The sequence below is a fragment of the Bartonella mastomydis genome, from assembly GCF_900185775.1.
Classification (GTDB): domain Bacteria; phylum Pseudomonadota; class Alphaproteobacteria; order Rhizobiales; family Rhizobiaceae; genus Bartonella; species Bartonella elizabethae.
Genome location: NZ_LT883137.1, coordinates 116,031 through 128,229, shown reverse-complemented (window position 1 = coordinate 128,229; position 12,199 = coordinate 116,031). Strand labels below are relative to the sequence as shown.

Annotated in this window: 14 protein-coding genes; 7 read left to right on the top strand and 7 right to left on the bottom strand. The window is 39.5% G+C overall.

The genetic code is table 11. The features are described 5' to 3' along the window. Window positions 1–552: 552 nt before the first annotated feature. The 6 genes from FJG96_RS01195 to FJG96_RS01165 all read right to left on the bottom strand — a co-directional run bounded on the left by FJG96_RS01195 (window position 553) and on the right by FJG96_RS01165 (window position 5,985). Complete coding sequence (locus FJG96_RS01195; RefSeq protein ID WP_005774669.1) at window positions 553–765, bottom strand: hypothetical protein; 213 nt, start codon at window positions 763–765, stop codon at window positions 553–555. A 122-nt stretch (window positions 766–887) separates the two neighbouring features. After that, complete coding sequence (locus FJG96_RS01185) at window positions 888–1,124, bottom strand: hypothetical protein (protein ID WP_139412398.1); 237 nt, start codon at window positions 1,122–1,124, stop codon at window positions 888–890. Further along, a complete protein-coding gene (locus FJG96_RS01180; RefSeq protein WP_139412397.1) occupies window positions 1,121–1,783 on the bottom strand; it encodes a lysozyme in 663 nt (220 codons plus the stop codon). The genes FJG96_RS01185 and FJG96_RS01180 overlap by 4 nt, the downstream gene beginning before the upstream one ends. A 654-nt stretch (window positions 1,784–2,437) precedes the next feature. Then, the gene (locus FJG96_RS01175; protein WP_139412396.1) at window positions 2,438–3,382 is read right to left on the bottom strand and encodes a YopJ/AvrA family T3SS effector serine/threonine acetyltransferase; all 945 of its coding nucleotides are present in this window, start codon (window positions 3,380–3,382) and stop codon (window positions 2,438–2,440) included. A 341-nt stretch (window positions 3,383–3,723) separates the two neighbouring features. Next, window positions 3,724–4,653, bottom strand: coding sequence for a YopJ/AvrA family T3SS effector serine/threonine acetyltransferase (locus tag FJG96_RS01170; RefSeq protein ID WP_139412395.1), 930 nt, complete (start codon window positions 4,651–4,653; stop codon window positions 3,724–3,726). Window positions 4,654–5,016: 363 nt separating this feature from the next. Next, window positions 5,017–5,985: a YopJ/AvrA family T3SS effector serine/threonine acetyltransferase gene (locus tag FJG96_RS01165; protein WP_139412394.1), complete on the bottom strand. Its 969-nt coding sequence runs from the start codon at window positions 5,983–5,985 to the stop codon at window positions 5,017–5,019. Window positions 5,986–6,855: 870 nt separating this feature from the next. Here FJG96_RS01165 and FJG96_RS08805 point away from each other — a divergent pair. Beyond that, on the top strand, window positions 6,856–7,071 hold the full coding sequence (locus FJG96_RS08805) for a hypothetical protein (protein ID WP_180338223.1): 216 nt from the start codon (window positions 6,856–6,858) through the stop codon (window positions 7,069–7,071). 586 nt (window positions 7,072–7,657) lie between these two features. Next, window positions 7,658–7,783 carry a hypothetical protein gene (locus FJG96_RS09195; RefSeq protein WP_281278980.1) on the top strand — a complete coding sequence of 42 codons (126 nt, stop codon included), beginning with the start codon at window positions 7,658–7,660 and terminating at the stop codon, window positions 7,781–7,783. 234 nt (window positions 7,784–8,017) lie between these two features. On the opposite strand, the gene FJG96_RS01160 is transcribed toward FJG96_RS09195, so the two are convergent. Further along, window positions 8,018–8,599: a hypothetical protein gene (locus tag FJG96_RS01160; RefSeq protein ID WP_139412393.1), complete on the bottom strand. Its 582-nt coding sequence runs from the start codon at window positions 8,597–8,599 to the stop codon at window positions 8,018–8,020. A 1,344-nt stretch (window positions 8,600–9,943) separates the two neighbouring features. On the opposite strand from FJG96_RS01160, the gene FJG96_RS01155 reads away from it, so the two are divergent. The 5 genes from FJG96_RS01155 to FJG96_RS01135 all read left to right on the top strand — a co-directional run bounded on the left by FJG96_RS01155 (window position 9,944) and on the right by FJG96_RS01135 (window position 12,172). Beyond that, window positions 9,944–10,435 (top strand): hypothetical protein, encoded by a 492-nt coding sequence (locus tag FJG96_RS01155; protein WP_139412392.1) that lies wholly within the window; start codon window positions 9,944–9,946, stop codon window positions 10,433–10,435. A 9-nt stretch (window positions 10,436–10,444) separates the two neighbouring features. Continuing rightward, window positions 10,445–11,005: a hypothetical protein gene (locus FJG96_RS01150; protein WP_139412391.1), complete on the top strand. Its 561-nt coding sequence runs from the start codon at window positions 10,445–10,447 to the stop codon at window positions 11,003–11,005. Window positions 11,006–11,067: 62 nt separating this feature from the next. Then, window positions 11,068–11,616 carry a hypothetical protein gene (locus FJG96_RS01145; RefSeq protein ID WP_139412390.1) on the top strand — a complete coding sequence of 183 codons (549 nt, stop codon included), beginning with the start codon at window positions 11,068–11,070 and terminating at the stop codon, window positions 11,614–11,616. Window positions 11,617–11,631: 15 nt separating this feature from the next. After that, window positions 11,632–11,829, top strand: coding sequence for a hypothetical protein (locus tag FJG96_RS01140; protein ID WP_139412389.1), 198 nt, complete (start codon window positions 11,632–11,634; stop codon window positions 11,827–11,829). Window positions 11,830–11,965: 136 nt separating this feature from the next. Then, entirely contained in the window at window positions 11,966–12,172 is a 207-nt protein-coding gene (locus FJG96_RS01135; protein ID WP_139412388.1) for a hypothetical protein, read from the top strand. The last annotated feature ends 27 nt before the right edge of the window (window positions 12,173–12,199 follow it).

Here is a 12,199-nt window from a genome sequence, read left to right as displayed (position 1 = left end):
GGGCGTGGTGCGGGGGCTGGTGCGTGGTGTGAGGGGTGGTGCGTGGTGTGAGGGGTGGTGCCATGGTATAATGCTTCCACGAAGTGTATAGAACTTATAGGGGGCTACCTTTATGTTTCATAAAAGATAGAGGGGAGTATTCTTTAGTATAATATGATTTCTGTTCCTTACGGATGCCGTTTATTGAAAAGAAGATTCTTCGAATGGTTTTAAAATGCTTCGCGATGGTACGGATAATTCTCTGTCCATCAATACGTTATTTAAAAGGTCCCTGTTGGCATGTTCGTTTTCGAAGAATAATTTTTTTGTGGTAGCTTAAGTTTCTTCCTCATGGGCTTTTTAAAAAATCTCTTTTCATGCCGCTTATAATGCCGCTAGAATGAATGCCGCTTAATGCCTGAAAATTCTTTGCATAATAGCGTTTGTAAAGCGTGTAAAATTTCTCATGAGACGTGAAAAATCATTCATAAAATCTTCCCGTGTTTTCAAAAATAACGGGTGTTTTTTTAAGATTGAACACGTCTCATGTTTCATTGTTTATTTTAGTTCATTTTAGAGCTGAATATTCGATTTTTGTGTAAAAATACTTGCCAAGGCATCCATGATCCGTGAAAAATCAAGCACTAAGAGGAAAATGATGAATATAATCCACTTCGTATAGCGTGACATCACTTTTATACTTTTATAAGTCATGATGATTTCTTGGAGAATTTCTTTTTCCTTTTCTGTAAGCTCTGTTTGTTTTTCTGTTTTTTTTCTAGCCATGTTTCCACCCACACAAGCCTTCCCCTTGTTTGTTATGCTTTAAAATTTCTCTGGCGAGATTTGAGCTAATGTTTGTGAGATCTTTTTGCTCTAAATAAATGGGCATCCAACCCATGCAAGGCTCATTGATTGTTTTTATCGCGCAACCAGTGAATAAGAGCAGTGCGCACATCGGCATCACTTTTTTGATTAATTTCATTTTCCACCTCAAGCCGTGTTGTTGATGACTTTAGCATTCTTTCTGTTTGCTTTTGCTGTTCAAGCTTTTTTCCAAGCCTAAAAGCTTTTGCTAAAGCGATAAAAAAAGCGGTCAGAACCGCTCCTGTGATCATAAAATTTTTTTTCAGCCATTCCATCATAAGCGCTGCTCCCGAAAGCGTTTTGTTACAAAGAAAATGCCAAAACAGGCCGCTAAAACCATGATGGTTGCCAAAGCCCATTGGATGGGACCATTGCCGGCTAATAAGCCCCCAAGTCCAGAAAAAGAACCAATAATGGGGGTTAATGCTTCGGCTTTGAGAAAACCCATGGGGTTTTTTGTTTCAACCGTTTGATAATTGGGAGAAACATAAGCCCCTTGTGCCCATAATCCTGCTTCTGCTGCACGACGGTGCACAAGACCGTGAAGACGTTTCCCACCCGCTTTGGTCCACTTTTGTAATTCAGAAGGAACAGCTTCATATTCGCTGTTATTAAGTTTTTTGAGGAGAGTCGACTTGCAAAAAGCCGCTATTCCTACATTATAACAAAACGATACCAGCGCGGCGAATTGTTCATCTGTTAAAGAAACCGTCACATTTTTTTCAACGGCATTCTCAAATTGTCGTAAATCGTGAGAAAGAACTTCTTCGGCTTGTTGTTCCGTCATGATCATGCCCTTGTGAACAAACGGTTTGCCAGCCGTACTGGTATGGCCATAGCCGATTGTCCACACCCCAATGGCGTCTTTATAAGCCTCTAAACGTAATCCTTCCCATTGTTTAATGAGTGCAAGTCCTTTTGGTGATATTTTTCTCATTTGCTTCTCCATAAAATAAAGCCTCTCAAGACTGTGAGGCTGGTCGATAGATTAAAAATGAAATTTTTCACGCTTCAAGAATAGAAGAAACGTAAAACTTGAATGAAATCAAAAGGTTGGTGACGGTATCGCCAGTGGACATTCCAAGTGGATATCCCAAGGAGAGGAATGGTTGGTGGTGTTTGCCTTTGGTTGATGGGCGAAGGGTGATTTTGAGATTTCCTCCGTGTGCTGGTTTTTTTCAGAGAGTCTGGTGGGGGCTGGGTGTTGGGTTGAGGTATGATAAGTATATTCCATTGCGGTTGTTTGATCCGATGGCATGAAGGCGCTTGAGATAAAGTGATACGCTCAGAAAAATAAGTGTGGGTATAGGCTTTGATTGAAGACGAAAGCATTCAATGTTTTACTCGTTCAGCATTCTGTCTATCTACATAAGGATCATGGTGGACAAGAGCTTTGGGCGAATAAGAGCTGTGGAATTTTGATACAGTGAGGGGCTGGTTTTGAGAGAAAAACAGCCTTTTGCTCTTAACAGACAAGTTGCTTGTTGTTTTTATTTTACAAACGCAAAAGCCGCTTTGCTTATCGCAATCTGAGCTATAAAGAACGAGCGCTTTGTACTTGATGAAGAGGAAAGAGGGAAAAAGACTTAAATTACATCATTAAAGCTTTGTATTCCGTAATCCTTTTTTTGTGAGGGGAAACAGAGACGGTTTTTCCTTCTTTTTCGTTTAAGTTTTTTTCAAACCTCTCGGTGATAGTTTCCCCTTTTTTGTTGACTTTTTCATGGGTGGCTTCTGGATTGGTTTTGAGATAGTGTTCAAGACGTCTTCGCCCTTGCGCATGTTTATATAAACTGACGGGAAGATAAGAATCTAACTTTTCAGCCGGTAAAGGTGTACCTAGTTCACATAATACACCCTGAACATTATCTTGGTGCATTCTTGTTAATTTATCAGATTCAAGATGAAGCTTTTTAGCAAGGCTCAAACTAAAAATCCCACATTCAGCAGCGCTGCGCTGAATATCCATTTCCGCCATGGCAAAAGAATAAGGAGGCATTGGAAAACTTGCAAGGGTTTGATTAATTTTTATTCCTAGTCTCCCAGCAGCGATATTATTGAACGTTGTCGGTTCAAACATGATCAAAGAGATTTTGTCATCAACAATTTTATAATCCATTGCCGCAAAATGGATTCTGCTCCCCATATTGACGATAAATTGGCAAGATCTTGCGCCACTTTCTATTGTTTCTTTGAGGGCATGGGTAAGTTTTTCAGCTGTAAGAGCTAATTTCAGATTCATGTCCGGATATTTGCGATTGGCTTGTTCCACGAGAGCCGGCATCAGTCTAATATCGGTCTCTTCATAATCAGCGAAAATCCAATGACCCGTGATGAGATCATCTTCTAAGCCGGCAATAATCGTTTTTAATTCTTCAGAACGAGGGGGAATATTTTCTTCTTCTAGGGCGTTTTTTTGTAAACGGGCAATAAGGCTGGCTAAGGATTCATTGGCATTTGTTTCTTCTTGTGCGCTTGCCCCTTCTGGTGTTGGGGAGGAACGAGGGGAAACGTCTTTTGAATCTTGTGGTTTCATTCTATGAACCTTTGGATTGATAAGCGGTAGAGAATAATTATTTTCTTACATTTTGGCTAAACAATGTTTTGAAAGAAAGCCTTTATTTTTTGAAAAGGTGAGGCAATAAGAGCGTCTTGTCGAGCTTTCATCAGAGTGCGGTGGGGGCTCTTCAAACTTTTAAAAGATGAGCTTTAAAATGCGCTGATTTTGATAGAATTTGATAGAATAAGGATGTTTTACTCTTAACAGACAAGTTGTTTGCTGTTTTTATCTTTTCTTCTTACAAACGAAAAGAAAATGTACACACAGCAACCTGCCGTAAAGAAGCAGCGCTTTGTGCTTGATGAAAAAAATATCCATTATATTGTCAAAGATTTGTATTCCTTAATCCTTTTTCTGTGTGGAGAAGTAGAAACAGTTTTTCCTTCTGCGGACATTAAATTTTTCTCAAACCTCTCGGTCAGAGTTTCGCCTTTTTTGTTAACTTTTTCATGGGCGGCTTCTGGATTGGCTTTGAGATAGTATTCGAGGCGTTTTCGCCCTTGCACATGTTTATATAAACTGACGGGAAGATAAGAATCTAACTTTTCAGCCGGTAAAGGTGTACCTGGTTCACATAATATGCCCTTAACATTATCCTTGTGTAGTCTTGTTAATTGATCAGATTCAAGATGAAGCTTTTTGGCGAGGTTTAAACTGAACATCCCACATTCAGAAGAGCTTCGTTGAATATCCATTTCCGCCATGGCAAAATGACAGTGAGGCAATTGTGTATCTTGGAGGGCTTGATTGATTTTTATCCCTAGTCTCCCAGCAGCGATATTATTGAACGTTGTCGGTTCAAACATGATCAAAGAGATTTTGTCATCAACAATTCTATAATCCATCGCCGCAAAATGGATTCTGCTCCCTGTATTGACGACAAATCGAGAAGATTTTACGCCGCTTTCAATTGTTTCTTTGAGCGTATGGGTAAATTCTTCTGCTGTAAGAGCTAATTTCAGATTCATGTTCGGATATTTGCGATTGGCTTGTTCCACGAGAGCCGGCATCAGTTTAAGATCTGTATCTGCGTAATAAGCATTGATCCAACGACCTGCAGCGAGATCATCTTCTAAGCCTGTAATAGTAGCTTTTAACTTGTCCTGACTCAATGGGCTCTCTTCTTTTTGAGGAGTGTTGAGTTGCTCTAAACGCGCAAGAAGGCTTTCTAACGATTCATTGTCGCTCGGATCTTCTTGCATGTGTGATGAACGAGGGGAGACTTCTTTTGAATCTTGTGGTTTCATTCTATGAACCTGCGTGGTTATCATTGAGAGGCAATATTATTTTCTTACATTTTGGCTAAACAATGTTTTGAAAAAAAACTTTGTCGCTTGATGATGAAGAAAAAAAATCATCTTCCAGCCGTTTTTATCAGAAAGTGGGGTGAGACTTTTCAAAACGCGCGTGTTTTTATTGCTTCAAAGTCTTAAAATAAAAGCTTGAAAATGGACTGAATAATGACCAGTTTGTCTTTAAAAGACACATTTCTTTTTATTTGCCTCTTTCTTGCTTATAAACGGAAAAATTATTTTGTTTGAGAGCAATGTCAAGCATAAAGAAGTAGTGCTTCGTTCGTTGTCACGAGGGAATCGGGAAAAAGTCTTAAATTACATCATCAGAGATTTGTATTCTGTGGCTCTCTTTCTGTGTTGTGAAATTGAGACCGTTTTTCTCTCTGTGGTCACTAAGCTTTTCTCAAACCTTTCGACAAGCGTTTCGCCTTTTTTGTTGACTTTTTCATGGGCAGCTTCTGGGTTGGCTTTGAGATATTCTCCAAGACGTCTTTTTCCTTGCACGTGTTTGTATAAACGAGCAGGAAGATAGGGATCTAACTTTTCAGGAGAAAGAGGTGTATCTGGTTCACATAACACACCTTGAACATTATCCTTGTGCAGCCTTTCTAATTTTTGAGATTCAAGATAAAGCTTTTTGGCAAGGCTCAAACTGAACATTCCACATTCAGAGGAACTGCGTTGAATATCCATTTCCGCCGTGGCAAAATGAATAGGAGGAAATTGGGAATGTTCAAGGGATTGTCGTGTCCTTAATGCCAATAATGCGGGAAGTGTGTCACGCAGTGAGGTTGGTTCTAAAAAGATCAAAGAGGTTTCACCATCAATGGTTTGATGATCGACAACCGCAAAATGGATGCCCTGATCGTGCGCATTAACAATAAACCTAGAAGATTTTATACCGCTCTCGAGGGTGTCTTTGAGGGCAAGGGCAAAGCCGTCAGGGGGAATCGCAAGTTTAAGATTCATCTCTGGATATTTACGGTTTGCCTGATCAACTAAGGCGGGCATCATGTAAAGATCTAAAATATCATAATAGTTCTTGATCCAACTGCCATCGGCATTATGCTGTTCTAAGCCGGTAATGATATCTTTTAATTCTGCACGATTGAAGGGCGTATTGTGTATTTTTGCGATGTTAAGCTGTTCTAAATGGGTCGCAAGATTTTCTAAGGATGCATCTGCACTCGGACCCTCTTGTGCACTGGGATCTCCTTGTGCGCTTGCCCCTTCTGGTGTTGGTGAAGAACGAGGGGAGACCTCTTGTGAAGCTTGTGGTTTCATACCATTAACCTTTCTCTTGAGGAGCGAGAGGTGATATTATTTTCTTATATTTTGACAAAATAATGTTTTTTAAAAAAAGCTTTTGTCTTTTGAAAATTAAGGAAAAAAATCATCTTTGAAATGGTTTTATAAGAAGACTTTTAAAACCAGAAGCTTTCTTCATTTAAAAAAAACCACATGTTTTTTACAGCTGTAAAATCTGTAAAAATGGGAGGAAATTAGCGGGTGTTTACAACATTATCTTTATTATTTTAAGTTCTTTTGATCACATGGCTTATTTCAATGAAAAGAGGATAGCCTTTTTTCAACCTTTCTCCGTATGAAAAAATGATATTATCCGCAAGAGCCGTTTAGCCAGTATTGCCTATTAAAAAACATTCTTTTGGATTTTTTCCTCGAAAAAGTCCCCCAAAGCCCCAAAAAGATTGTCTTCATTTTCTGCGATCAAATGATCCTGCTCGGCTCTAAAACACTTCTCCTTTGAGGGGGTATGTTTCTGAGATCGGTGGTGATGTGTTTTTAGAGCGCTGGGGGCTATGAGGCTTGTTTATTGCTGGCGGGTTTTTAAGATTCGTAAATCGGATGAAAGGGTAAGCGTGTTCTGTGAATTTCAAGTGTTCAGGTTGTCGCACATCATCAACAGTGGGCTAACAGGAGGAGCAAGGTGCTTATGCGCGGAGTGGTTTTGGGGGTGACTGAAGAGGAGGACTGGTTTGTTATGCTCTAAAACACTTCTCCTTTGAGGGGGTATGTTTCTGAGGTCGGTGGTGATGTGTTTTTAGAGCGCTGGGGGCTATGAGGCTTGTTTATTGTGCTTTATGGAAAAATTTTAAGGGAAACTGTTTGTGAATCCCAAGTGCACTCCTTGGCGTGAAAGGTGTCGTTTCTTTACAAAGCAATGGGAATGATCTTCATCTTTTGTGGTGTGGAGCTTTGCAGTGTGGAGCGGCTCAAAATGTACTGTGCATCAATAGAGATCGCTGTGTTCATTTTATTACTGCTTGTGTTATTTTATTGCTCAGCATTGCTGTGATCGCTTGCATTGGGGTTTTAAGGGGGGAGTGTTTTGTTGCGAGTGCTTTATGAGAAGGGGGCGTGAAGCCAGTTTTCTCTCTCCTGCTTTTGGTGCGGCAAAAGAAAGATCATTTAAAAAGAGGGACATTAAAAAAGGTGAAAGGTACTCCCAAACAGTAAGCTTTTAAACCTTTCAAATAGTCAATGCTCACCCCCCCAAACAGTAAAATTCTATACAACTTTATACAGTGTTACAAAATACACTGTTTTAGAACAGATTTTACAATAATCTCTCACAATTTCTCACAACACAAAGATGCATGGTGATTGAATGATGAAATTAAGACGCAAATACCCCTCTACCGCACCTGTCATTAAATACGATTTTTCATCTTCTGTCAACAGAAAAACCATGATTTGTCCTTTTTTATCGTGGAAAAAAAGCGATAAGAAAAAAGCGCATTGATAGGGTATCTCTCACAAAATATGTTGTCTTCCATGGGAATTTTTATGGAGAAATTTTTTTTGATGAAGCTTTTTGATGAAGCAAAGAACATTTTTTTAAGAAAAGAAGGGTGAGGTGGAGAGCTTGTTGATGGTGATATTGGGAGGGGAAATTCTATCAGCTGGTGATTTATGGAGGGAATGGAACCTTTGATTGGCTGGTGTTGGAGAGAAGAGGATTGTGGGGGCGATTGAGACCGGCGTGGCTGTTATCTTCGCTGGGAGTGGAGGGACGCGGCTTGTTCCAACAAAAGAGTATGAGGGAACTGTCTTGTTTTAGCGTAAAATATTGTCCTTTGAGAGTGTCTGTTTCTTGGGGTGCGGCTGTAATGTTTTTTTTAAAGTGTGGAGGCGCTTTTGAGGCTTGTTTGGTGTGCTTTAAGTCCCGTAAATCCGTTGATAAGGGTACGCGCTCTGTGGATCTTAAGTGGCTCTCTTCTGAGAGGAGGCTTTACAAACAAGACGTAGGGTTTTAGACGTTTAGCCTGTGTGAGGGGGACGACAGTGGTGTTTTTTAGCGAATGCTCTTTGGGTTGGAACAGTCAAAATGTTTATCAAGGGCATCAAGAATAAGGCGCAGTGAGCCAACAAGCGTTGGCAATGGTTGATCTTCGATAACCAGATATTGTAATGCCGCATGAAAGTTGTGTTGACGATGCAGATTTTGTGCTTCTTTTATCGCTTCTTGCATCGCTTCATAGCGTTGTGTTGCTCTTTCAACCCATTGCTTTTTTGCTTTCTCATCAGAAGCACTGTGCTTAAAGCCGTCATAATAGCCGTTTGGCAAACCTTTGGCACATAAATAGTCGTTTCTGATTTGCAAGTATTGTTGCGCCGTGTCATATTGCTCTTGGCTGATGCCTGATGAATCCCCTTTATAGCTCTGCAAACAAAGACGCCCAATATAGCTCCCCACAAGCGGATTTTTCGCTTCTTCAAGGCTTAAACCAAAGCGTTTTGCACGCATTTCAATGGCTGCTTGGAGCGCTGATTGAGATGCCAATTTGCTCGGGCCTTTGGCACGTGAAATACGGCCATTGGGCTCTCTCTGTTTGCCGGTTATTCTCGGTCTACCGCGTTTTTTACCTATTTTCATGAATTTACCATTTGAATGAAAAAGAAACTGTCTGTTGCGGGGGACAGGAATTGTAAAAAGCACTTTGAGAAAATATTGGGGAGGGGAATACAAAAGAGAAAAATGCGAGGGGGGAGAAACCCCCGAGGGATAGGAGCTATTGCAAAGCCAAAAAAGAACGAAGTCTTTAAGGATAAAGAACAGCAACCTTGTAGGGCAAAAAAATCATCGCTAAGGTGTTTTCTCCCATTTTTATGATATCCCCCCATCATGTTTATTTGATCTTTTGATCAGCGATCGTGGATGACTTGTTTTCTACAAATTTTTCAACTTTTCTGGAACAAGTGAAAAGAAATTTTTGTCACATGTGAATGAAAAAATAAAGTTCCATGGGGCTCTTCCTTATTTTTTCGCATAAGTTTTTTGTCTCTTCTCATAGGTGTATTGGGGGATTATAAGGGGCGTATTGAGGGATATAGAGGCTTTTATCTTTGAACGCTGAACCTAGACATTTTATCTCCATCACGCTGTTTAAGCCCTTATTCTTTCATAGAGTTCTCTTATAAAAATAGTCCTCTATAGAGGAGCTTTTCTGGAGGGTGAAGGGACAGAGAACGCTATAAAACAACCTTATTCACACGCGTCATTATAACATAAGATGCCCTCTATTTTCAAATAAATAATCATTTATCGGCTCAAAATAAGTACTCAAGAATAAAGCGATTGGGTTTTTGCGATGTTCTTTATGTATCCTTTATAAAGGCTAAATTTTCTTTTGCGGTTTTAATGGACTTCATCATCAGAAGGGGATTGTTGTTTAAAGTGTGCGATGCCCTTATCCAAAAAAGCTGTATGAAAAGATCCTTGGAGATAAAGGGGTCTTTAAGAGAAAAGAGGGATTTAAGAGAGGCTTTTATAAAGCTGGGGGGCTTATGAGAGAAGAAACCTTTCTTGTTTATGTTAAAAGAGAGGCTTTTTCATTTAAGAAATTTTAAAATGAGAATGGAAAAATTTAAAAGATGCTGTCGGGGCATTTTAGCTCATCGGTTGTTTTTTCGCCAGTAGGATGTTCTAGAAGTGGGGTATTTTAGAAGTAGGGTGTTCTAAGGAGGGTATTCTCAAAAACAGTGTCCTTTAGGGGAAGGATCTCTGGGCTTGTGTGATCGATCAAGAGGAAAAAAGGCACATTTATAAGCATTGAGAGAAGCTCTGTTGTTAGGTGTTCAAGGAATTTAAAAAAAGACTGAAAAAAAACTATTCGTGCTTGCCTCATGATGAGAAGAGTGCTAAGCGACTCCGTCACGCTCGTTCGTGTGTTCGCAAATATTAAAGCGTGGGTATTTTAGACGTGGGGGGATTGTCGGTATGATTCAAGATCAATCACAACAGCCATCAGCCTGTGAGGAGAAGGCTTATATCTCGCAATCTGAGTTGGATCAATTGGCTGCTTTTAAAAAAGCAATGGCTCTCTCAACAAAAGATTATGTCATCATTTGTTGCGTAGCTATCCTCTTGTTGGTGCTTTTTGCCACTTCTCTCTCTATGAAGCCTTGGGAATTTTTTCAATTTTCTAAAGAACAGCTGCAAGCAATGAAGCAGCAAAATTTTCAAGAAGAAATGCAAAACCTTTTTAAAAATCCTCTCATCGAACAATTGCGTGATGGGGGGTGGAAGAGTGTTTGGGCTTTTGTATGTTTTATCCCGTCAATGATTTTTGGTAGTCTTTTTGTGTTTTTTCCACTCTTTTTTATTTTCCTCGCCATGGTGAAACGGGATGTGAAACAAATGATGCAGCTGTGGGAAACAGTGCCAGAACAGCAACCTTTCGATAACCAATCTCTCAACACAAAACTATAGGGGGAATACGTGAGCGTTTCTTTCATCATTGGATGGTTGATTGTCCTAGGGGTCGCTATCTTTATTTGTGTTGCATTTTTCTCGGTACTCTTTTCTACCGCGAAGATCATTTTGGTACTTTATTATTCTTTGATAAAACGGACAGTCTTGTTATGGGCCATGTGGCGGAAACTCAAAAAGAGTCCAGCGCAGAATTTGAGGTATGATCAGATAGAAGGCAGGGGACAGAATACAGCCCTTGCAACGCAATACAGTGTTCTTTCTTTTAAAGAATCTTTGGAACTCTCAAAAAAAGATTATTCGATACTCTTTTTGATCACTTTCGTTATGTTGGTGCTTTTCGTAGGTTTTATTGCTTTTGCAGCGTTTCTCCCAAAATCTGCGATTTTTTTGCATAATCATGCGCCTCTATTGCTTTACGTTATTGACTTTATGATGAAGCTGCTGTTGTGGGTCTGGGCGTGTATTGTTATCACTTTGCCTATCGTTTTAATTCTCCATAATCTCCTTTTATTATGGCGTGAAAAAAACAGTGAAGAAATGAGAAATATTTGCTTGAGCAGAGAATAAAAATGATCATTTCATCTCAAGGCAATAGAGAAAAAGGGCAATAGAGAAAAAAAGGGAGCATTATGATAAAATATTTGGCTTTTTTAGGGATCATCATCATTACCATTTTAATGTTTATGGTCATGGTCAGGCTTCCTTACCTGTTGATCAAGTATATGAGGGTGTCTTTTAAACTCTCCCAAGAATTGAAAAAGAATACGACGCAACAAAAGCAAGCCATACAACAGTTGTGTAATGACTGCGAAGAAATGAGAAGACAGAATCTCACGCATAAGACCCTTGAGGCAAAAATGCGCTTTCTCAACTTTAAAGAGTCTCTGCCTCTTTATGCAAAAGAATGGAAAATAATCTTTTTTATCTTTATTCTTATTTTTCTTCTACAAATTACTTGCTCTATCACAAATTTGCTATGGTGGAAGAGTGATAGCATTGTCTTTATCATGCTGATCTTGAACTTGATATGGATAGGAATTCTTTGTTTGTCTCCCATCATTGCAATGATGAGCATAAAATTAACCCGAAAATTAAGAGAAACGCTTCAACAGTTAGACGAAGCAATCAAACAGCGCGATCGGGCAATTCGTATGCAAAATGCGCAAAGTGAAAAATAGCAAGGGGGGAACAAAATGTCCGGTAGTCTTATAACATTAGCAGCCTGTTCTATTTTGTTATTTGCGCTTTTAAATGCCTTAATATGGGGGCCCATTGTTGTCATTTATTACCTGTTTATCAAGCGTGCGCGGCTCTATTGTCGTGTGAAAAAAGAGCTGAAAGAGGTGCTCCATGAGCGCGATAGTGCTTTAGAACAGATCGCCCAAAAATGAAAAAGTGAGAAAATGAAAAGCAGCAGCCTGTTTGATCAAAAACAGCTTTCGCTTATTTGGGCTGACTGTAAAAAATATTCACTCTTTCGACCGTTATGGTGACACTTCCAACAGTTATCACTGTTATCGTTAAAATATGGAGAAGAAAGGATTTTTTTCTGCGGTTCTCTTAGAGCCATTGGCATGGATGTTCACTTGTGCTTTTTTATTCTTCCCCATTGTTTTTATGATGCTTTTTATCGTAACCCGTCAATTGGAGAAAATGATCCGACAACTGGAAGAAGAGGTTGAGCAGAAAAAAACACCGATGATCCTCTATCATGAAAATGAGGGGGACAAGTGAAAAAAAAGGAGAAAATAAAGCATTCTA